The sequence below is a fragment of the Klebsiella pneumoniae genome, assembly GCF_000742135.1.
Taxonomy (GTDB): Bacteria; Pseudomonadota; Gammaproteobacteria; order Enterobacterales; family Enterobacteriaceae; genus Klebsiella; species Klebsiella pneumoniae.
This window is the reverse complement of sequence record NZ_KN046818.1, coordinates 1,546,998-1,568,236: the sequence shown is the minus strand read 5'-3', so window position 1 is coordinate 1,568,236 and position 21,239 is coordinate 1,546,998. Positions and strand designations below refer to the sequence as shown.

Here is a 21,239-nt window from a genome sequence, read left to right as displayed (position 1 = left end):
GAACCATCTGGCATGCTTTTCACGCTAAAAAAAATCGTCGGCGGCCTGCTGTTGCCGCTACCCGCCTTACTGTTGCTGATCGGTATCGGGATCGCGCTGTTATGGTTCAGCCGCTTTCAGCGTACCGGGAAGCTATGCGTGAGCCTCGGCTGGCTGCTGCTGACGCTGCTGAGCCTGCAGCCCGTGGCCGACAGCCTGCTAAAACCGATTGAAGATACCTACCCCACCTGGCGCGGCGAGCAGCCGGTGAACTACGTGGTGGTGCTGGGCGGCGGCTATACCTGGAATCCGGAGTGGGCGCCAAGCTCTAATCTTATCAATAACAGCCTGCCGCGCCTGACGGAGGGCATCCGCCTGTGGCAAGCGAATCCCGGTTCGAAAATGATCTTTACCGGCGCGGCGGCGAAAACGAACCCCGTCAGCACGGCGGAAGCCGGGGCGAGAGTGGCGGAGAGCCTTGGCGTACCTCGCAGCGATATCATTGTGCTCGATCGGCCGAAAGATACAGAAGAGGAAGCGCTGGCGGTGAAGCGCGCCATCGGCGACGCGCCCTTCCTGCTGGTCACCTCGGCGTCACACCTTCCGCGGGCGATGATATTCTTTCGCCATGCCGGCCTGGATCCGCTTCCCGCGCCGGCCAATCAGCTGGCGGTGACCTCGCCGCTCAATCCGTGGGAGCGGGCCATTCCTTCTCCAGTGTGGCTGATGCACAGCGACCGGGTCGGCTATGAAACCCTTGGTCGCGTCTGGCAATGGCTGAAAGGCAGCTCAGGCGAGCCAGGGCAGGAGTGATTTTGCAGCGAGGTCAAAACGGGCGCGATCAAAGCGCCCGGTGTTGACCAGACTATCCACCTCATCCCACAGCAGATAAAGCCAGCGCCGCCAGACAAAGGCCTCGGAAACTGGCGCCTGCTGCAGGTAGCGCCACAGCAGCTGTTCCGCCTGGCCGCCTTCAGCAAGGCGGAACAGTTCATACTCGCGTGGCGACCACAGCATCATCCCCGGCCCCACCATCGCCAGCAGCTGATCGCTGCGCGGATCTTTTAGCATGCTGCGCAGAGTGAAGTTGCCATGCACCAGCACAGCATTATCATTGAAATCGCGGAACAGCTCCGGAAGGCACTCGCGGGAGCGGAACAAAAGGCGCTTATCCTGCATGGTGAGACCGGTGTCCTGATACAGGTTCAGGGTGCTCCACAATATCTCTACCCGCTGGCGGTACCAGTTCGGCCACAGGTTTTCCTGGGTATTGTCGACCATTCCCACGCAGCCGCCACTGTCCTGCCGATGCCACGCCAGCAGCGCCTCGACGATTTGCTCCTGCAGTTGCTCCCAGCGCGCCGGGGTGCGCGTCGGCGCCTCCACCGGTACGCCGCGCAGGCGCTCAAGCAACAGCACATCTGGTCCGGGATGTTCTTCGTGCGTCATGACGCCATAAACCACCGGCATACGCACCGTACCATTACGCGCCAGGGTCGAGATCTTCCATGCCAGCTGCCGCGCCACGCCGGGCGTGGTGAAACTTCGCGCCAGCAGCGGCATCGGGTTTCCCTGCGCATCGTACAGGAACCACAGCGCCGTAGCGGCTTGTTCACTGACACACTCCACCCGGCTTAGCTTTTCGCCAAGAAGATGACTGAGTTCGGTTCGCAACTGTTCCATTGTCGATTACCCCTATGAACACTACTGGTTTCATAATGAGCGCCCGCACCTGGGTTGTCATCGGATAAGATCAAAAAGGGGTAAAAAAAGCAAAAAACCGACGGGGATATCCCCTCCAGCAAGGAGGGGACAGAGGGCTAACGCAGCTCAGCGCGGACGCGCTCCAGATCTTCCGGGGTATCCACGCCGGTGCCGGGCACTTCGGCCGCCACGGCGACATGGATTTTCTCGCCATACCACAGCACTCGCAGCTGCTCGAGCATTTCAATCTGCTCCAGCGGGCTCGGCGCCCAGCTGACATAGCGGCGGATAAAGCCGGCGCGATAGCCATAGATGCCGATGTGACGCAGCAGGGAGTCACCGATGGTCTCGCGGGATTGGGCAAAGCGATCGCGATCCCAGGGAATAGTCGCGCGGGAGAAATAGAGCGCGTAACCCTTGGCATCCATCACCACTTTGACCGCATTCGGGTTAAACGCCTCTTCCGCATCATGGATCGGTACCGCCAGGGTCGCCATTCCGCTGCTGCTGGCAGCCAGATTCTCCGCCACCTGGCGGACAATCGCCGGGGGGATCATCGGCTCATCGCCCTGAATATTGACGATAATGGTGTCATCGCTGAACGCACACTTTTCCACCACTTCCGCCAGCCGTTCGGTGCCGGACTGATGGTCGGCGCGGGTCATACAGACCTCGCCGCCGGCGGCTTCAACCGCCCGGGCGACATCTTCGTGATCGGTGGCGACAATAATGCGATCCGCGCCGGATTCACGAGCGCGCTCCAGCACATGGACAATCATCGGCTTACCATTAATGTCCTGCAGTGGTTTTCCCGGCAGGCGCGTGGAGGCGAAACGCGCAGGAATAATGACCACGAAACTCATGAGTGACTCTCTTCTAGCGCCAGCGGACGCGCCTCTGTCTCCAGCAGCACCGGGATACCGTCGCGCAGCGGAAACGCCAGGCTATCAAGTTTGCAAATAAGTTCTTGCTTATCCTGACTGTAATACAGCTTGCCGTTACAGACCGGGCAGGCGATGATTTCAAGTAAACGGTGATCCATGTTTCCTCCTGATGGACCGGATAGATTTCTCAGCAGCATATCACAGGAAGGCAGGCGCCGGGATCAATCGGCGTCGATTTCCCACCCCTGCTCCTGGCCGACAAACAGCCCTTCCGGCAGGCGTCGGCACAGGATCCGCTCTGCCGATTGCCAGCGTGCGAAGTCGTTAATCGCCCGGCGCAGCCCCTGCTCCAGACCACGGGTGATCTTCACCCCCTCCTCCAGCCACAGAGCGAAGATCTCCAGCTCCCGGCTTTTGCGATGTATTTTACTGTCCATCCGCCCGACCAGTTTTCCCTGGTGCAGCAGAGGCAGTACGAAGTAGCCATACTGACGCTTCGGCGCCGGGGTATAACACTCCAGGCGATAGCTGAAGTTGAACAGCTGCTCAGCGCGTTTCCGATCCCAGACCACCGGGTCGAAGGGCGAGAGCACGGCGCTATGGCTGGCGGTCAGCTTACCGCCGGGCGCGGTCTCCAGCTGCGCCAGCGCCTCGTGATGCAGCCACATCTCGCCGAGTGCTTCCACGTTAACCGGCACCACCAGCCCCTCTTCCTGCCAGGCCGCCAGCAGACCCGGTAGCGCCGGCTGGCGCAAGCGATAGTAATCGGCCAGCCACTGGGCGCGGAAGATGCCGAGGCTACGGGCGCTATTGCGCAACATAATGGCCTCTGCGTCTTCGCGGGAGAGCGCGTCGCGCTCGTCGTCCCAGTCCGGCATCACCCGCCGGGTTAGATCATACACGCGGTGAAAATTGCGCCGCTCCACCACCATCACTTCGCCGGCGGTAAACAGCCCTTCAAGATGGCGCTTATGCGGTTTCCACTCCCACCAGCCGCTGGCGCCTTTGCGCGGGTGGGTAAAATCCGCCGAGCGAACCGGGCCGTTTTGCCCGATATGCGCCACCAGCTCGGCAATACTCCCGGCATGCTCCTCCATCCACGCGCGATGGTATTTCCAGCCCATATTGTCGGGATTCAACATGCGATGGCGCACCAGGGCGAAATCGCTGCGCGGCAGAAAGCAGGCTTCATGCGCCCAGTATTCCATTAGCTCGCCGTTGCGCAGCGACTCATCCAGCCAGTGCTGCGGATAGCTGCCAAGACGGCTGAACAGCACCAGGTAGGGGCTGCGGGCCACCACGTTGATGGTATCGATTTGCAGCAGCGACATCTGCTGGATGGTGGAAAGAATGTCTTTCGGGCGAGCGCGACGTCGGGGCTTCTTTAACAACCCCTGCGCCGCGAGATGGAGGTGGCGCGCCTCGTTAAGCGATAGTTGCAATACCGACATGCAGGTTCTCCGTCAGGAATTCCAGCACAGCGGCGAGCAAAGCCGGCGCGTCAGTTAACGTTGCGCCAACGTCGCTAAGTCCGCAAGCAACCGCTGTGCGCGTTCATCGGCCATTATGGCGTCGACCGGTAAATACCACCAGTTTGCAGCGGCGAAATCGCGACATTTCACGGCATCTTTCTCGGTCATCAGCAGCGTCTGATCGGCGGTCACCAGGGCGGCGACATCATCCTGGCTCAGCGCCTGATGGTCCGCCAGCGCCACGGTTTTGACCGGCTGGACGCCGCAGCTTTCGAGGGTGGCGAAGAAGCGCGGCGGATGGCCGATGCCGGCCATCGCCACTACGTTCGTGAAGGTGGAGACATCGCGACGTTCGCCGGTAAGCAGGTTAACCGCCATCCCTGGGCGCAACCGCATCGGGATCTCACCCGGACGCGCCACGCCGCCGTTAACGATAACCGCATCAACGCTTTGCAAGCGCGACGCCCGCTCGCGCATCGGCCCGGCAGGCAGCCACCAGCCGTTGCCAAAGCGGCGCACGCCGTCAATAACGACAATTTCTCTGTCCCGCGCGAGCTTATAGTGCTGCAACCCGTCGTCGGTCACAATCATCTGCAGATCGTGCGCGCTGAGCAATGCTTTTACCGCGTCGCTGCGTAGCGGAGCGACAGCGACCGGGGCACCGGTACGCTGATGGATCAACACCGGTTCATCACCCGCCAGCGCCGTACTGGTTCTGTCGTCCAACACCAGCGGATAGCGGTCGGCTTTACCGCCGTAGCCGCGAGACACGACGCCAACGCGAATACCGCGCTGCTGCAGCTGCTCCACCAGCCAGATCACCACCGGCGTTTTGCCATTGCCGCCGGCGGTCAGGTTACCAACCACCACCACCGGCACCGGCGCGCGCCAGGCTTTTTGCCACCCCAGCTGATAGCTGAGGCGAATCACCCCGCTCACCAGGCCATACAGCCAGGAGAGCGGCAGCAGCAGGCGCCACAGCGGCGATTCCCCGGACCAGATGCGCGCGATCATTCGCCGAATTGCATCTTATGCAGCTGGGCGTACACGCCCTTATGCTCCAGCAGGTCATGGTGCGTTCCGCGCTCCACGATCCGCCCGTCTTCAACCACCACGATTTCATCAGCCTGCTCAATGGTCGACAGACGGTGAGCGATAACCAGCGAGGTACGGTTTTTCTGCAGCTCATCCAGCGCCGCCTGAATGGCACGCTCAGACTCGGTATCCAGCGCCGAGGTGGCTTCATCAAGGATCAGGATCGGGCTGTTACGCAGCAGCGCGCGGGCAATAGCAATACGCTGGCGCTGGCCGCCGGACAGCATCACGCCATTCTCGCCGATGATGGTATCCAGACCATTATCCATCTTGTTAATGAAATCCATGGCGTAGGCCATGCGCGCGGCCTCTTCAATCTGCTCGCGGCTGTACTCTTCGGTACGGGCATAGGCGATATTGTTGGCGACGGTATCGTTGAACAGATGCACGTTTTGTGAAACCAGCGCCACCTGGTCGCGCAGCGAGCTCAGCTTGTACTCGCGCAGGTCGTGGCCATCCAGCAGGATCTGCCCCTCGTCGACATCGTAGAAGCGGGTGATCAGGCTGGCAATGGTCGATTTACCCGACCCTGAGCGCCCCACCAGCGCCACTGTTTTCCCTTCCGGGATATCGAGATTGATATTGCGCAGCGCGGCCACTTCGCGACCCGGGTAGGTAAAGGTGACGTTCTCGAACTTGAGATTGCCTTTCGCCCGCTCAATGACCCGCGTACCTTCGTCTTTTTCCTGCTCGGAATCGAGGATCGCAAACAGCGTCTGGCACGCCGCCATCCCGCGCTGGAACTGGGCATTGACGTTGGTCAGCGACTTCAGCGGACGCATCAGCGCAATCATCGAGGAGAAGACCACGGTAATGGTCCCGGCGGTCAGGGTGTCCATCACGCTCGGGAAGCTGGCGGCATACAGGACAAAGGCCAGCGCCAGGGAGGCGATAAGCTGAATGATCGGGTCGGAGATAGACGAGGCGGAAACCATCTTCATCCCCTGCAGACGCATTTTATTGCTGACTTTATCAAAACGTTTGGTTTCCACTTCCTGGCCGCCAAACATCAGCACCTCTTTGTGCCCTTTCAGCATCTGCTCGGCGCTGGTGGTGACCTGCCCCATCGTGTTCTGCATATTCTTACTGATATTGCGAAAACGCTTGGAGACCACGCGGATCGCCACCGACACAATCGGCGCCAGTACGATCAGGATCAGCGACAGCTGCCAGCTGTAATAGAACATCATCACGAACAGACCGATAATCGATGCCCCTTCGCGGACCACGGTGATCAGCGCGCTGGAAGAGGAGGAGGCGACCTGCTCAGAATCATAGGTGATGCGTGACAGCAGCGTTCCGGTAGACTGCTTGTCAAAGAAGGCCACCGGCATACCCATCATGTGGCCGAACAGGCGACGACGCATGGTCATCACCACTTTGCCGGAAACCCAGGAAATACAATAGCTCGAGATGTAGCTGGTGATCCCACGCAGCACCATCAGGCCGATAACCACCAGCGGCATCCATAGCAGCACTGAGCGATCCGTTTTACCAAAACCATCATCCAATAACGGTTTAAGAAGCGATAACATGAAGGTGTCACTGCCCGCGTTAAGCACCAACGCCACCGCCGCTACGATTAGCCCGGCTTTAAACGGCGCGATAATCGGCCAAAGTCGGCGGAAGGTCTGCCACGTGGAGAGATCTTTATCGTTCTGCATTCAATAAACCAGCTTGTGTTGAAATAGCCGCATATTCTACCCGTTATCGGCGGGCGCGCCAAACCACTGATGATACCAACGCGGTAAAACTTGATCCCGTAAGCTATGGATTTGCCACCCTTCTGCGGAAAAAACCACCGTTATCTGCCCCTGCTGCGGCGTGGCGAACCAGCGATAACCCCGCTGGCGGTAGCGCTGAACCACCTTGTACGAGGGCATCCGCCACGCATTGTAGCGCGAAGCGGAGGCCAGCGCGGCCGCGCCATCCACCCGGCGGATCAGCAGCGCGCTGGAGGAGGTATTGCTGCCGTGGTGGGGAACCTGAATAAGTGTAGACGTCAGATGCCGCCAGTAACGGCTGATCATCGCCTGCTCCGCCTGACGTTCTATATCGCCGGTGAGCAGGATGCTGGAGCGACCATCATCGATCCGCACCACACAGGAATGATTGTTACCCTTTGCCGTGCTGCCCGGTAGCGGCCACAGGGCCTGGAAGTTGAGTCCCTGCCATTGCCAGCGCTCACCGCGATGACACGGCAGATGATGCGCCCAGCCTAACGGGCTGCGCACCCACGCCTGCGGCCATGCCTGCAGCACTGAATCAAGGCCGCCGCGATGATCCAGATGTTCATGGCTCAGCATAATCCCTTGCAGCTGCAGATGGTGCCAGCGCAGCCACGGGATAATCACCTGTTGACCGCTATCACCCTGCGGCCAAGCCGGCCCGGTATCGTAAAGCAATGCCTTACCGTGACGCTCGATCACCATCGCCAGCCCCTGTCCGACATCCAGCATCGTCACCCGCCATTCGTCCGCAGGCGGTTGTCGGCTGAATGGCCGCGTCAGTAAAAACAGCACGCTGAGACACAGCGCCGGTGAATGCCGCCAGCTCTGAAAACGCCAGCCCATCACCAACAGCCACGGCAGGATACTGATCCACAGCCAGCGAGCATCCAGCGTCAACCAGCCGTCCGGTAAACGTCGTAATCCCCAAAACAGTAGCGCCAGCACGCGATCGGCCGCCAGCCAGAGTAGCGACTCCACTATATCCGGCCCCGAGAGATGCACCAGCATCGCGGTCAGAATAAGCGGCACCGCCAACAGGGTGACTAACGGTACCGCCAGCAAATTAGCCGCCATCGACGTCAGGCTGACTCCATGGAATAGCAACAACTGCAGCGGCAGCAGCAGCAGCGTCACGCCAGCCTGCAAATGAACAAGAGCAATTATGGTCTTCCACGGCCAGCGCCAGCGGCCGGCAGGCAACGGGAGCCACTGGAACCAGAAGATCAGCCCCGCCACGGCGAAGGCAGATAGCCACAGGCTTTGCGACAGGACCGCCAGCGGGTCGGCAACCAGTATCGCTCCCAGACAGCAGAGCCACACCTGCCACGCCGTCCAGCGTTGACCCGACAAACGTAAAGCACAACAGACCGCAAGCCCTAAGCAAGTGCGCAGGGCCGGCGGCTGCATACCGGTCAGCCAGGCATAGCCGACGGCGCCCGCCAGCCCGGCGACAAGGGGCAACCGCCAGCCAATCCAGCGGCCCGGGAGAATATACTGCACGCCGCGCAGCAACAGCATGATAAGAGAAGCCGCGAGAGCGATATGCAGACCCGAGATAGCCATCAGATGGGAAGTGCCCGTGTTCTGCATCAGGACCTTTATCTCCGTCGGCAAAGACAGCCGCTCCCCCATTCCTAATCCCAACATCACCGCGCGCCAGGGATAAGTCTGCAGTCGCCGGGTCAGCGACGTCAGATAGCGGGCGCGCAGACTGCAGCGGGCATCCAGCGCGGAAGCGGCGACGATCCCTCCGCTCAGCGGTCGGTGCTGCGCCAGCGCATAGCGCTGGCTGTCGAAGCCCCCGTCATTGAGCTGCCCGTGCACCGGGCGCAGGCGCAGCGTCATCAGCCAGTGTTGACCCGCACAGGCTGGCGCAGGTGCAAGTTCCCCGTACAGCGTTACGCCTACCGGGGGAAACAGATAGCGGCCCCGCAGGCGCACCATTTGTCCACGGTGCAAGGTCTGGCCATCCGTCTCGCTAAGGATCACTTCCGCTTGCCGGATGGCGCCGGTAAGGTGCCGGGTCGGCCACAGCGCCTGATGCGCGCTCAATACTCCCCAGACCACCAGCAGAAGCGTCATCGCCACTCCGGCGACGGCCCTTCCATGCAGACGAATCAGCGCCAGCGCCAGTGCGCTCGCGCCCGCCAGACTGTACGGGCCCGGCAAGACGGGTAGCCAGAGAAGCGGCAGCATTGCAATGATGGCGCATCCGGCAAGCCATGGTAGACGCATAAACACCTCCCTGTGAGTGGACAGTGTTACGCAAAGCGGTGCTGGCGTCCTGGCGGCGAATTCAGGCTTGCGCGGCGCATTCCAGACAATCGCCTCGCTTGCAGCCGGGCACGCTTTTTTTGTGAGGATGGCCGTAAATGGCGGGCACAAAAAAAGCACCCGAAGGTGCTTTCTTTATCGTCAGGCAGGCTGCACGTCGTGCAACTCACCCTTCATAAATATTGGCGCGGTCACGTAATTCTTTCCCGGGCTTAAAGTGCGGAACGTACTTACCTTCCAGTTCGACTTTATCACCAGTTTTCGGGTTACGTCCGGTGCGAGGTGCTCGATAGTGCAGAGAAAAGCTGCCGAAACCGCGGATTTCAATGCGCTCACCTTGAGCAAGCGTTGAGGCCATATGTTCCAGCATTTCTTTAACAGCATCTTCCACCGCTTTCGCCGGAATGTGAGATTGCTGGCTGGCAAGTCTTTCAATCAATTCTGACTTGGTCATTATTCCTCCGGTTTCCTTCAAGGCAAAAATTAGCTAACAGCTTAAACAAGGGCGGCCGTAGCCGCCCTTTGTGCTTGATTACAGGACGAATCCTGCAATCTGTCAAGTAAACTCGTCGCTATTCAGGTTGTTATTACCTGAATGACAAAGATTACTCGCCTTTCGCTGCTTTGAACGCTTCAGCCATAGCGTTGTTGGAGAAGTTCGCGTCTTCCTGCTTGTTCACGGTAGCGATAGCGTCTTTTTCTTCCGCTTCGTCTTTCGCACGTACAGACAGGCTCACTACGCGGTTCTTACGATCCACGCCGGTGAATTTCGCTTCAACTTCGTCGCCAACGCTCAGAACCAGAGTTGCGTCTTCAACGCGGTCACGGGATGCTTCAGAAGCACGCAGGTAACCTTCTACGCCGTCAGCCAGTTCTACGGTTGCGCCTTTAGCGTCAACTGCAGTCACTTTACCAACAACGATAGCGCCTTTCTTGTTCAGAGCAACGTAGTTGTTGAACGGATCTTCCGCGAGCTGTTTAACGCCCAGGGAGATACGCTCACGCTCTGCGTCAACCTGCAGAACAACTGCTGCGATTTCGTCGCCTTTTTTGTATTCACGAACTGCTTCTTCGCCTGCAACGTTCCAGGAGATGTCAGACAGGTGAACCAGGCCGTCGATGCCGCCGTCCAGGCCGATGAAGATACCGAAGTCAGTGATAGACTTGATTTTACCTTCAACACGGTCGCCCTTGTTGTGGGTTTCCGCGAACTGCTGCCATGGGTTAGATTTGCACTGTTTCAGACCCAGGGAGATACGACGACGCTCTTCGTCGATATCCAGAACCATTACTTCCACAACGTCGCCAACGTTAACAACTTTGGACGGGTGGATGTTTTTGTTGGTCCAATCCATTTCGGAAACGTGAACCAGGCCTTCAACGCCCTCTTCGATTTCAACGAAGCAGCCGTAGTCGGTCAGGTTGGTCACGCGACCGGTCAGTTTGGTACCTTCCGGATAACGTTTAGCGATAGCTACCCACGGATCTTCGCCCAGCTGTTTCAGGCCCAGGGATACACGGGTACGCTCGCGGTCGAACTTCAGCACTTTAACAGTGATTTCGTCGCCAACGTTTACGATTTCGCTCGGATGCTTAACGCGTTTCCAGGCCATATCGGTGATGTGCAGCAGGCCGTCAACGCCGCCCAGATCAACGAATGCACCGTAGTCAGTGAGGTTCTTAACGATACCTTTGACTTCCATGCCTTCCTGCAGGTTTTCCAGCAGCTGATCGCGCTCTGCGCTGTTTTCGGATTCGATAACGGCACGACGAGAAACAACAACGTTGTTACGCTTCTGGTCCAGCTTGATGACTTTGAACTCAAGCTCTTTGCCTTCCAGGTGCAGCGTGTCGCGCACCGGACGAACGTCTACCAGGGAACCCGGCAGGAACGCACGAATACCGTTCAGCTCAACAGTGAAGCCACCTTTAACTTTGCCGTTGATAACACCGGTAACAGTTTCAGCGTCTTCGTAAGCTTTTTCCAGCGTGATCCAAGCTTCGTGACGTTTAGCTTTCTCACGGGACAGCAGAGTTTCACCGAAGCCGTCTTCTACTGCATCCAGAGCAACGTCAACTTCGTCACCAACCTGGATTTCCAGCTCGCCCTGGGCGTTTTTGAACTGCTCAGCCGGGATGGCGGACTCAGATTTCAGACCGGCGTCAACCAGTACTACGTCTTTGTCGATAGCAACAACAACACCACGAACGATGGAACCCGGGCGGGTTTCGATTTCTTTTAAGGATTCTTCAAACAGTTGAGCAAAAGATTCAGTCATGTTTAATCTTCAGGTTAATATTAACGTCCACCTGGCTCCGTGCCGGATGGGGTTGTTTCACATACCCGCTGACCATCCATTGCCGCGGGGTACTGCTATAATTCGGAGGCTTCGGCGCGTTACCGGTTAAGGCCTACGCAACGGCCAATTTTTCGCGCGCATATTGTAGCGCTTTTTCAATCACTTGCTCAATGTTTAGTTCGGTTGAATCGAGAACTAATGCATCGGCAGCCGGGACAAGCGGCGCCACGGCGCGATTTCGGTCGCGATCGTCACGCTCTTTTATCTCGGACAAAAGACGTTCAAAGTTAACATCAAAGCCCTTTTCCTGCAACTGTCGCATGCGGCGATGCGCCCGCTCATCGGCCGAGGCATCGAGGAAAATTTTCACCGGCGCGTCCGGGAAAACTACCGTTCCCATATCGCGACCGTCGGCGATAAGCCCCGGCAGTTCGCGGAAGGCGCGCTGGCGGCGTAGCAGCGCTTCGCGAACGCGCGGAAAAGCCGCCACTTTCGAGGCCGCGTTCGCGACCTCCTGAGTGCGAATTTCGCTACTGACATCTTCCCCTTCCAGCACCACTTCCAGGTTGCCGTCAGTAGAAATAAAACGCACGTCAAGATGGGCAGCCAGGGGCACCAGCGCCTCTTCGGACTCCACGTCGACATGATGATGCAGCGCCGCCAGCGCCAGAACGCGGTAGATCGCGCCTGAATCTAACAGATGCCAGCCCAGCGCTTCCGCCATTGCCTTGCACAACGTACCTTTACCCGCACCGCCAGGCCCATCAATGGTGATTACCGGAATATTCGCCGTCATCTTTTTCTCCTTCAGCAAGGCGCATGGAATATAAACGCCGCGCATTATACGCATCAATACGCCGGAAAGTGAGCATTGCTTGTAAATTACGGACTACAGGAAATGAAAAGCAGAAGTTTTGCGCAATTATAGCGGGCTGACAGGATATCAGCCCGCGGGATGACAAAGTTTTACTCAGGCGAGGGTACTGATCCGCGCCAGCTGCTCAAAGTAGTCAGGGAACGTTTTGGCCGTACATTTGGGATCAAGGATGGTCACCGGCGTATCAGACAGCGCTACCAGCGAGAAGCACATCGCCATCCGGTGGTCGTTATAGGTGCCGATTTCTGCGTACTTCAACTTTGCCGGCGGGGTGATGCGGATATAATCTTCCCCCTCTTCCACCTCGGCGCCCACTTTACGCAGCTCGGTCGCCATGGCGAACAGACGGTCCGTCTCCTTGACCCGCCAGTTGTAGATATTGCGCAGGGTAGTGGTCCCTTGCGCGAACAGCGCGGCGGTGGCGATGGTCATCGCGGCGTCCGGGATATGGTTCATATCCATATCGACCGCCTTGAGCTCGCCGTGGGTGCAGGCGATGAAATCGTCGCCCCAGGTGACGGTGGCGCCCATTTTCTCCAGTACGTCGGCGAAACGAATGTCGCCCTGTACGCTGTTGCGGCCGATACCGGTGACTTTTACCGTGCCGCCCTTAATGGCGCCAGCGGCGAGGAAATACGAGGCCGAGGAAGCATCGCCTTCCACCAGGTAATCTCCCGGCGACTGATACTGCTGCTTGCCGCGCACCACAAATCGCTGATAAGACTGATTGTCCACCTCAACGCCGAAGGTTTTCATCAGGTGCAGCGTAATGTCGATATAGGGTTTCGACACCAGATCGCCCTTAATGACGATGACGGTATCCTGCGGCGCCAGCGGCGCGGTCATCAGCAGCGCGGTCAGGAACTGGCTGGAGACGCTGCCGTCAACCTCGACGTTGCCGCCCTGAAAACCGCCGCGCAGGCGCAGCGGTGGATAATTTTCCTGCTCCAGATAGTCGATCTGAGCGCCGCCCTGACGCAGGGCATCCACCAGATGGCCGATCGGACGCTCTTTCATCCGCGGTTCGCCGGTCAGCACGATATCGTTGCTGCCAAGGCACAGAGCCGCCGCCAGCGGACGCATCGCGGTACCGGCGTTGCCAAGGAACAGCTCCAGCGCCGCGGCAGAGCGCAACGGGCCGCCGTTGCCGGTCACTTCGCAGCGGGTGCGGTCGGCAGACAGGGTATATTGAACCCCCAGCGCACTCAGGGCATTCAGCATATGGCGCACATCGTCGCTGTCCAGCAGGTTGGTCAGCACCGTCGTGCCGCGGGCCAGGGCAGCCAGCAGCAGCGCGCGGTTGGAGACGCTTTTCGAACCTGGCAGGTTCACGGTGCCCTCTACGCGTGCGATGGGTTGTAACGTCAGGGATTCCATCAAACTTCACTCTCAAACAAACAGAATAAAAACCCCGCAGACAGGCCGCGGGGAGGAAGAAAGAAACAGGCGATTAACCGTGGCGGCGTTCGAAGTCCAGCATAAAGTCGGTTAACGCCTTCACGCCGTCCAGCGGCATGGCGTTGTAGATGGAAGCACGCATGCCGCCCACCACCCGGTGGCCCTTCAGCGCGTGCAGCCCGGCAGCAAACGACTCTTCGAGGAACAGTTTGTCCAGGGCGCTGTCCGCCAGCTGGAACGGTACGTTCATACGCGAACGGTTGGCCTGCGCCACATCGTTACGATAGAAGCCGCTGTTATCGATCACGCCGTAGAGCAGTTCGGCTTTCTGCTGGTTGATTTTATCCATCGCGGCAACCCCGCCCTGCTGTTTCAGCCACTTAAACACCAGTCCAGCCAGATACCATGCGAACGTCGGCGGTGTGTTAAACATCGAGTCATTCTCGCTTAACACGGTGTAGTCAAGAATTGATGGGCAGGCCACGCTGGCTTTGCCCAGCAGATCTTCACGCACGATGACCAGCGTCAGCCCAGCCGGACCGATATTCTTCTGCGCGCCGGCGTAGATTACGCCGAAGCGGTTGACGTCAATTTCGCGGGAAAGAATGGTGGAGGAGAAATCGGCGGTCACGATGACGTCGTCGCCGAAGTTCGGCGTCTCATCAATCGCGATACCATCAATGGTTTCGTTCGGGCAGTAGTGCAGATAGGCCGCTCCCGGGGTCAGCTGCCACTCGCTCATCGGCTTCACAGCGCGCTTGCCGTCGACGGTGATTTTCGCGTCGATAACGTTCGGCGTGCAGTATTTCTTCGCCTCTTTGACCGCGCTGGCCGCCCAGTAGCCGGCGTCCACATAGTCAGCGACCTTTTTATCGCCGAGGATGTTCAGCGGGATCCCGGCGAACTGGCCGCGGCCGCCGCCGTGGCAGAATAAAACTTTATAGTTGGAAGGGATGTTCAGCAGAGCGCGGAAGTCCTGTTCTGCCTCTTCTGCCACCTGGATAAACTCCTTACCACGGTGACTGATCTCCATGACCGACGTCCCCAGACCGTGCCAGTCGCACAGTTCCTGCTGCGCCAGTTTGAGTACTTCCGCCGGCAGCATTGCCGGGCCCGAACTGAAGTTATAGACCTGAGCCATTTCCCCTCACCACGTTGCTATGTTGTTTTGCCCGCGAACCGCCGCGGGCATAAGTTATTCCTGTGGCTATCGGTTTTATCATTCAGTGACACGGTCCGCAATGGCTAAAACTCGCCGACGGTAAAACGCGGCCGCCGTCACACAACAGAATCTATCGTCTTGACGTAATAAAACCGACATATTTGCTGTCAGGTAAGCCGTTTCGCCCGGCTGGCCTTCGACCATTCTGCATTTGCGCAGCGCGGACATATTCGTTTTTCTCCCGCCTGCATCGCCATTACGATGCTGCAGCGCACGCAGGCATAGATCCCCTCTTGCGGAATGGTGGTATAGCGTGTGGTACAATGCGCTGGAAGGATCGATAATCCGGCCCTCACCTCTTCATCGGGATAATAAAACACGCTGATCTGCCCGTTGGTTTCGAGGATTGCCAGCCGGACCTGGCCAAGCTGCTCGACGCTGTTGACCCGCAGCTCCATAAAAAATTCGAATTCGGTCATGTTTTCCGCATGCAGCTTCTCCCAGGCCAACTGTCCCTCTTCCACCACTACGATAGGTTTCCCCTCCAGTAGATCCTCCAGCTTTTCGCTATGCCCCATCAGCCACATAATGCCGCGATACAGTAGCGCCAGCGTAACGAAGACCACCAGCACCGGCAGCAGCGGCACATCGTCATAAAACGCCACGTCACCCGCCGCCGAGCCGAGGGTCAAAATAATCAGCACCTCGAACAGCGACATCTGCCGCACGCCGCGCCGTCCGGTAATCTTGAGGAAAATAAAGACCAGAACGAAGGTATAGAGGCTGCGCAACGCCACCTCCGCCAGGAATTCCACCGGTACTTTATCGAGCGCCATCCGCTGCCAGTCAAAGGCTTTCATTTTCCATCTCCCTGTGTATTAAAGATGCCTCTAAGCATAGCCAGATGATGGAGATAGCACCTGTCAGATAAAAGCCGTATCATTGCGCGCTTTCCGTACGACAAAAGTGATCGCCATGACCCAAACGTTTATTCCCGGCAAAGATGCCGCCCTGGAAGATTCCATCGCTCGCTTCCAGCAGAAATTGCTCGACCTCGGATTTGATATCGAAGAGGCCTCGTGGCTGAACCCGGTGCCGCACGTGTGGTCCGTTCACATTCGCGATAAAGCGTGCGCGCTGTGCTTTACCAATGGTAAAGGCGCCACCAAAAAGGCAGCCCTGGCCTCCGCGCTGGGCGAATATTTCGAACGTCTGTCCACTAACTATTTCTTCGCCGACTTCTGGTTAGGCGACACTATCGCTAACGGCCCGTTTGTTCACTACCCGAACGAAAAGTGGTTCCCGCTGACTGAGGATGATGAAGTCCCGGAAGGTATGCTGGATGCCCGCCTGCGCGCGTTCTACGATCCTGACGATCAGTTAACGGCCAGTATGCTGGTGGATCTGCAGTCGGGTAACGATGAGCGCGGCGTGTGCGGTCTGCCTTTTACCCGCCAGTCCGACGGCGAAACCGTCTATATTCCGATGAATATTGTCGGTAACCTGTACGTCTCCAACGGCATGTCCGCCGGTAACACCCGCAACGAAGCGCGGGTACAGGGTCTGTCAGAGGTCTTTGAACGTCACATTAAAAACCGCATCATCGCTGAAAGCATCAGCCTGCCGGAGATCCCGGCGGAAGTCATGGCGCGCTATCCGGGCGTCGTGGAATCGATCGCCAAACTGGAAGCTGAAGGTTTCCCGATCTTTGCCTATGATGGCTCGCTGGGCGGCAAATATCCGGTTATCTGCGTCGTGCTGTTTAACCCGGCTAACGGCACCTGCTTCGCCTCCTTCGGCGCCCACCCGGACTTTGGCGTGGCGCTGGAGCGAACCGTCACCGAACTGCTGCAGGGCCGCAGCCTGAAAGACCTCGACGTCTTCACGCCGCCAACCTTCGATGACGAAGAGGTCGCCGAGCACGCGAACCTCGAAACCCACTTTATCGACTCCAGCGGCCTGATCTCCTGGGATATGTTCAAGCAGGACGCCGACTATCCATTCGTTGACTGGAGCTTCTCTGGTACTACCGAAGAAGAGTTCGCCACCCTGATGGCCATCTTCAAGGCCGAAGATAAAGAAGTGTACATCGCCGACTACGAGCACCTGGGCGTTTACGCCTGCCGTATCATCGTCCCGGGGATGTCGGACATATACCCGGCGGAAGACCTGTGGCTGGCGAACAACAGCATGGGCGCTCATCTGCGGGACACCATTCTGTCCCTGCCGGGCAGCGAGTGGGATAAAGAAGATTACCTGGCGCTGATCGAGCAGATGGACGATGAGGGTCTGGATGATTTCACCCGCGTTCGCGAACTGCTGGGGCTCGCCACCGGAAAAGACAACGGCTGGTATACCCTGCGCGTCGGCGAGCTGAAAGCGATGCTGGCCCTGGCCGGCGGCGATCTGGAGCAGGCGCTGATCTGGACCGAGTGGACCATGGAATTTAATGCTTCGGTCTTCAGCGCGGAGCGCGCGAACTACTATCGCTGTCTGCAAACCCTGCTGCTGCTGAGCCAGGAAGAAGAGCGTCAGCCACTGCAGTACCTGAACGCCTTCATCCGTATGTACGGCGCAGACGCGGTCGAAGCCGCCAGCGCGGCGCTGAGCGGGGAAGCGCCGTTCTATGGTCTCCAGGCGGTCGATAGCGATCTGCAGGCCTTCCCGGCCCATCAGTCGCTGCTGAAAGCCTATGAAAAACTGCAGCGGGCGAAAGCGGCGTTTTGGGCAAAATAAGCCCAGCTTGCGCCATCGTTCATGCTTACAACGGAGCCCTCAGCGGCTCCGTTATTTAACCCTGAGAAAGCGCCTCCTATAATTTGTAGTTGTAAAGTTAATTAATGTTAAATAACGCCATTTCATCATTTATCAATTGTTAAATTTAATAAAAATACTCCATTTTAATTAACTCAAAAATGGGGGTAAAAAAGAAATAATTCAACATTATCTATAAAATTTAAAAATTATTTTCTATATATATTTCATGCAGTTAGAGGTAATTTCAATAAAAACCACACACTAAAAAGGCATATAGTTCCGGTGAGATATGATCTATATCAATTTCCATTCTATAATGCTTTGTTAGTATCTCACCGCCAACTTATATAAAGAGAGAGTTAGTGTGAAAGCTGACAACCCTTTTGATCTTTTGCTCCCTGCCGCGATGGCGAAAGTCGCCGAAGAAGCAGGTGTCTATAAAGCAACGAAGCATCCGATGAAGACGTTTTATCTGGCGATCACCGCTGGCGTTTTCATCTCCATCGCTTTCGTATTCTATATCACCGCGACCACCGGCACTGCCGCGATGCCTTATGGGATTGCCAAACTTATCGGTGGGATCTGTTTTTCTCTGGGTCTGATTCTGTGCGTTATCTGCGGCGCTGACCTCTTTACCTCTACGGTACTGATCGTGGTGGCCAAAGCCAGCGGTCGAATTACCTGGGGGCAACTGGCAAAAAACTGGCTCAACGTCTATTTTGGTAACCTGGTGGGCGCGCTGCTGTTTGTGCTGCTGATGTGGTTATCAGGCGAATATATGACTGCCAACGGCGGCTGGGGGCTAAACGTTCTGCAGACCGCCGACCACAAAATGCACCATACTTTTGTGGAGGCCGTGAGCCTGGGTATCCTCGCTAACCTGATGGTTTGTCTCGCCGTATGGATGAGCTATTCCGGTCGTAGCCTGATGGATAAAGCGATGATCATGGTCCTGCCGGTAGCGATGTTCGTTGCCAGCGGCTTTGAGCACAGCATCGCCAACATGTTTATGATCCCGATGGGTATCGTAATCCGCAACTTTGCAAGCCCGGAATTCTGGACCGCCATCGGTTCGACTCCGGAAAGTTTCTCTCACTTGACCGTTATGAACTTCATCACTGATAACCTGATTCCGGTAACTATCGGGAACATTATCGGCGGGGGTCTGCTGGTCGGGTTGACATACTGGGTCATTTACCTGCGTGGCAACGACCATCACTAAGGGTTGTTTCAGGCAGTAAATAAAAAATCCACTTAAGAAGGTAGGTGTTACATGTCCGAGCTTAATGAAAAGTTAGCCACAGCCTGGGAAGGTTTTGCGAAAGGTGACTGGCAGAATGAAGTCAACGTCCGTGACTTTATTCAGAAAAACTACACCCCATATGAAGGCGACGAATCCTTCCTGGCTGGCGCGACTGAAGCGACCACCAAGCTGTGGGACACCGTAATGGAAGGTGTAAAACAGGAAAACCGCACTCACGCGCCTGTTGATTTTGACACTGCCCTGGCTTCCACCATCACCTCTCACGACGCGGGCTATATCGAGAAAGGTCTGGAAAAAATCGTTGGTCTGCAGACCGAAGCGCCGCTGAAACGTGCGATCATCCCGTTCGGTGGTATCAAAATGGTTGAAGGTTCCTGCAAAGCGTATAATCGCGAGCTGGACCCGATGCTGAAAAAAATCTTCACAGAGTACCGTAAAACTCACAACCAGGGCGTTTTCGACGTCTATACCCCGGACATCCTGCGCTGCCGTAAATCCGGCGTGCTGACGGGTCTGCCGGATGCTTACGGTCGTGGTCGTATCATCGGTGACTACCGTCGCGTTGCGCTGTACGGTATCGACTTCCTGATGAAAGACAAATTCGCCCAGTTCAACTCTCTGCAAGCGAAACTGGAAAGCGGCGAAGACCTGGAAGCGACCATCCGTCTGCGTGAAGAAATCGCTGAACAACACCGCGCACTGGGCCAGATCAAAGAGATGGCCGCTAAATATGGCTATGACATCTCTGGTCCGGCGACCACCGCTCAGGAAGCGATTCAGTGGACCTACTTCGGTTACCTGGCTGCCGTGAAATCTCAGAACGGCGCGGCAATGTCCTTCGGTCGTACCTCCAGCTTCCTGGATATCTACATCGAGCGTGACCTGCAGGCGGGTAAAATCACCGAGCAAGACGCGCAGGAAATGGTTGACCACCTGGTCATGAAACTGCGTATGGTTCGCTTCCTGCGTACCCCGGAATATGATGAACTGTTCTCCGGCGACCCGATTTGGGCAACGGAATCCATCGGCGGTATGGGCGTTGACGGCCGTACTCTGGTGACCAAAAACAGCTTCCGCTTCCTGAACACCCTGTACACCATGGGGCCGTCTCCGGAGCCGAACATTACTATCCTGTGGTCTGAAAAACTGCCGCTGAGCTTCAAGAAATTCGCCGCTAAAGTGTCCATCGATACCTCTTCTCTGCAGTATGAGAACGATGACCTGATGCGTCCGGACTTCAACAACGACGACTACGCTATCGCATGCTGCGTAAGCCCGATGGTTGTTGGTAAGCAAATGCAGTTCTTCGGCGCTCGCGCTAACCTCGCGAAAACCATGCTGTACGCTATCAACGGCGGCGTGGATGAAAAACTGAAAATGCAGGTTGGTCCGAAATCTGAACCGATCAAAGGCGACGTCCTGAACTTCGACGAAGTAATGGATCGCATGGATCACTTCATGGACTGGCTGGCTAAACAGTACGTCACCGCGCTGAACATCATCCACTACATGCACGACAAGTACAGCTACGAAGCCTCTCTGATGGCGCTGCACGACCGTGACGTTATCCGCACCATGGCGTGTGGTATCGCTGGTCTGTCCGTTGCTGCTGACTCCCTGTCTGCTATCAAATATGCGAAAGTTAAACCGATTCGTGACGAAGACGGTCTGGCTGTTGACTTCGAAATCGAAGGCGAATACCCGCAGTTTGGTAACAACGACCCTCGCGTCGATGACATGGCCGTTGACCTGGTTGAACGTTTCATGAAGAAAATTCAGAAACTGCACACCTACCGCAACGCTATCCCGACTCAGTCTGTTCTGACCATCACCTCTAACGTGGTGTACGGTAAGAAAACCGGTAATACCCCAGACGGTCGTCGCGCTGGCGCGCCGTTCGGTCCAGGTGCTAACCCGATGCACGGCCGTGACCAGAAAGGTGCAGTAGCCTCTCTGACCTCCGTCGCTAAACTGCCGTTTGCTTACGCGAAAGATGGTATCTCTTATACCTTCTCTATCGTGCCGAACGCGCTGGGTAAAGACGACGAAGTTCGTAAGACCAACCTGGCAGGTCTGATGGATGGTTACTTCCATCACGAAGCGTCCATCGAAGGTGGTCAGCACCTGAACGTGAACGTCATGAACCGCGAAATGCTGCTCGACGCGATGGAAAACCCGGAAAAATATCCGCAGCTGACCATCCGCGTATCTGGCTACGCCGTACGTTTTAACTCCCTGACCAAAGAACAGCAGCAGGATGTTATTACCCGTACCTTCACTCAGACCATGTAATTCCCTGTCTGACTGAAAAGGCGTACAATAAAGGCCCCACATCAGTGGGGC

At 57.1% G+C, this 21,239-nt stretch carries 17 protein-coding genes; 4 read left to right on the top strand and 13 right to left on the bottom strand.

Annotated elements, in window-relative coordinates:
• Positions 1–12 precede the first annotated feature (12 nt).
• The gene (gene elyC, locus DR88_RS17740) at positions 13–792 is read left to right on the top strand and encodes an envelope biogenesis factor ElyC (protein ID WP_004141786.1); all 780 of its coding nucleotides are present in this window, start codon (positions 13–15) and stop codon (positions 790–792) included.
• Here elyC and DR88_RS17745 read toward each other — a convergent pair.
• The 13 genes from DR88_RS17745 to DR88_RS17805 form a co-directional block, all read right to left on the bottom strand.
• Entirely contained in the window at positions 769–1,662 is an 894-nt protein-coding gene (locus DR88_RS17745) for a YcbJ family phosphotransferase (RefSeq protein ID WP_032443823.1), read from the bottom strand. The two genes, elyC and DR88_RS17745, sit on opposite strands and share 24 nt — an antisense overlap.
• A gap of 137 nt (positions 1,663–1,799) precedes the next feature.
• Positions 1,800–2,546, bottom strand: a complete 747-nt coding sequence (kdsB, locus tag DR88_RS17750; RefSeq protein ID WP_002898180.1) for a 3-deoxy-manno-octulosonate cytidylyltransferase — start codon at positions 2,544–2,546, stop codon at positions 1,800–1,802.
• Complete coding sequence (ycaR, locus tag DR88_RS17755) at positions 2,543–2,725, bottom strand: protein YcaR (protein ID WP_002898177.1); 183 nt, start codon at positions 2,723–2,725, stop codon at positions 2,543–2,545. Before ycaR ends, kdsB begins: the two co-directional genes overlap by 4 nt.
• A 63-nt stretch (positions 2,726–2,788) precedes the next feature.
• Entirely contained in the window at positions 2,789–4,018 is a 1,230-nt protein-coding gene (locus tag DR88_RS17760; protein ID WP_004147814.1) for a winged helix-turn-helix domain-containing protein, read from the bottom strand.
• 54 nt (positions 4,019–4,072) lie between these two features.
• Entirely contained in the window at positions 4,073–5,053 is a 981-nt protein-coding gene (lpxK, locus tag DR88_RS17765) for a tetraacyldisaccharide 4'-kinase (protein ID WP_004147813.1), read from the bottom strand.
• Positions 5,050–6,798: a lipid A ABC transporter ATP-binding protein/permease MsbA gene (gene msbA / locus DR88_RS17770; protein ID WP_002898170.1), complete on the bottom strand. Its 1,749-nt coding sequence runs from the start codon at positions 6,796–6,798 to the stop codon at positions 5,050–5,052. The genes lpxK and msbA overlap by 4 nt, the downstream gene beginning before the upstream one ends.
• A gap of 36 nt (positions 6,799–6,834) precedes the next feature.
• Positions 6,835–9,099, bottom strand: coding sequence for a ComEC family protein (locus tag DR88_RS17775; RefSeq protein WP_023284913.1), 2,265 nt, complete (start codon positions 9,097–9,099; stop codon positions 6,835–6,837).
• 205 nt (positions 9,100–9,304) lie between these two features.
• The gene (gene ihfB, locus DR88_RS17780) at positions 9,305–9,592 is read right to left on the bottom strand and encodes an integration host factor subunit beta (RefSeq protein ID WP_002898165.1); all 288 of its coding nucleotides are present in this window, start codon (positions 9,590–9,592) and stop codon (positions 9,305–9,307) included.
• A 151-nt stretch (positions 9,593–9,743) separates the two neighbouring features.
• Positions 9,744–11,417 (bottom strand): 30S ribosomal protein S1, encoded by a 1,674-nt coding sequence (gene rpsA, locus DR88_RS17785; RefSeq protein WP_002898162.1) that lies wholly within the window; start codon positions 11,415–11,417, stop codon positions 9,744–9,746.
• A gap of 133 nt (positions 11,418–11,550) precedes the next feature.
• Positions 11,551–12,234, bottom strand: coding sequence for a (d)CMP kinase (gene cmk / locus DR88_RS17790; RefSeq protein ID WP_002898160.1), 684 nt, complete (start codon positions 12,232–12,234; stop codon positions 11,551–11,553).
• A gap of 174 nt (positions 12,235–12,408) precedes the next feature.
• On the bottom strand, positions 12,409–13,692 hold the full coding sequence (gene aroA, locus DR88_RS17795) for a 3-phosphoshikimate 1-carboxyvinyltransferase (protein ID WP_002898157.1): 1,284 nt from the start codon (positions 13,690–13,692) through the stop codon (positions 12,409–12,411).
• Between the two features lie 73 nt (positions 13,693–13,765).
• Entirely contained in the window at positions 13,766–14,854 is a 1,089-nt protein-coding gene (gene serC / locus DR88_RS17800) for a 3-phosphoserine/phosphohydroxythreonine transaminase (protein WP_002898155.1), read from the bottom strand.
• Positions 14,855–15,042: 188 nt separating this feature from the next.
• Positions 15,043–15,735: a DUF421 domain-containing protein gene (locus DR88_RS17805; RefSeq protein WP_002898152.1), complete on the bottom strand. Its 693-nt coding sequence runs from the start codon at positions 15,733–15,735 to the stop codon at positions 15,043–15,045.
• 115 nt (positions 15,736–15,850) lie between these two features.
• Between DR88_RS17805 and ycaO the strand changes: the two genes are divergently transcribed.
• From ycaO to pflB, 3 genes are all read left to right on the top strand, one after another.
• Positions 15,851–17,611, top strand: coding sequence for a 30S ribosomal protein S12 methylthiotransferase accessory factor YcaO (gene ycaO, locus DR88_RS17810; protein ID WP_004147805.1), 1,761 nt, complete (start codon positions 15,851–15,853; stop codon positions 17,609–17,611).
• Between the two features lie 385 nt (positions 17,612–17,996).
• Positions 17,997–18,854 carry a formate transporter FocA gene (gene focA / locus DR88_RS17815; protein ID WP_002898150.1) on the top strand — a complete coding sequence of 286 codons (858 nt, stop codon included), beginning with the start codon at positions 17,997–17,999 and terminating at the stop codon, positions 18,852–18,854.
• Between the two features lie 51 nt (positions 18,855–18,905).
• Positions 18,906–21,188 (top strand): formate C-acetyltransferase, encoded by a 2,283-nt coding sequence (gene pflB / locus DR88_RS17820; RefSeq protein WP_004191136.1) that lies wholly within the window; start codon positions 18,906–18,908, stop codon positions 21,186–21,188.
• Positions 21,189–21,239: the final 51 nt, after the last annotated feature.

Bases quoted from the DNA above. Each gene is read 5' to 3' on its own strand.
- elyC (WP_004141786.1), top strand. From the start codon at position 13: ATGCTTTTCACGCTAAAAAAAATCGTCGGCGGCCTGCTGTTGCCGCTA.
- DR88_RS17745 (WP_032443823.1), bottom strand. From the start codon at position 1,662: ATGGAACAGTTGCGAACCGAACTCAGTCATCTTCTTGGCGAAAAGCTA.
- kdsB (WP_002898180.1), bottom strand. From the start codon at position 2,546: ATGAGTTTCGTGGTCATTATTCCTGCGCGTTTCGCCTCCACGCGCCTG.
- ycaR (WP_002898177.1), bottom strand. From the start codon at position 2,725: ATGGATCACCGTTTACTTGAAATCATCGCCTGCCCGGTCTGTAACGGC.
- DR88_RS17760 (WP_004147814.1), bottom strand. From the start codon at position 4,018: ATGTCGGTATTGCAACTATCGCTTAACGAGGCGCGCCACCTCCATCTC.
- lpxK (WP_004147813.1), bottom strand. From the start codon at position 5,053: ATGATCGCGCGCATCTGGTCCGGGGAATCGCCGCTGTGGCGCCTGCTG.
- msbA (WP_002898170.1), bottom strand. From the start codon at position 6,798: ATGCAGAACGATAAAGATCTCTCCACGTGGCAGACCTTCCGCCGACTT.
- DR88_RS17775 (WP_023284913.1), bottom strand. From the start codon at position 9,099: ATGCGTCTACCATGGCTTGCCGGATGCGCCATCATTGCAATGCTGCCG.
- ihfB (WP_002898165.1), bottom strand. From the start codon at position 9,592: ATGACCAAGTCAGAATTGATTGAAAGACTTGCCAGCCAGCAATCTCAC.
- rpsA (WP_002898162.1), bottom strand. From the start codon at position 11,417: ATGACTGAATCTTTTGCTCAACTGTTTGAAGAATCCTTAAAAGAAATC.
- cmk (WP_002898160.1), bottom strand. From the start codon at position 12,234: ATGACGGCGAATATTCCGGTAATCACCATTGATGGGCCTGGCGGTGCG.
- aroA (WP_002898157.1), bottom strand. From the start codon at position 13,692: ATGGAATCCCTGACGTTACAACCCATCGCACGCGTAGAGGGCACCGTG.
- serC (WP_002898155.1), bottom strand. From the start codon at position 14,854: ATGGCTCAGGTCTATAACTTCAGTTCGGGCCCGGCAATGCTGCCGGCG.
- DR88_RS17805 (WP_002898152.1), bottom strand. From the start codon at position 15,735: ATGAAAGCCTTTGACTGGCAGCGGATGGCGCTCGATAAAGTACCGGTG.
- ycaO (WP_004147805.1), top strand. From the start codon at position 15,851: ATGACCCAAACGTTTATTCCCGGCAAAGATGCCGCCCTGGAAGATTCC.
- pflB (WP_004191136.1), top strand. From the start codon at position 18,906: ATGTCCGAGCTTAATGAAAAGTTAGCCACAGCCTGGGAAGGTTTTGCG.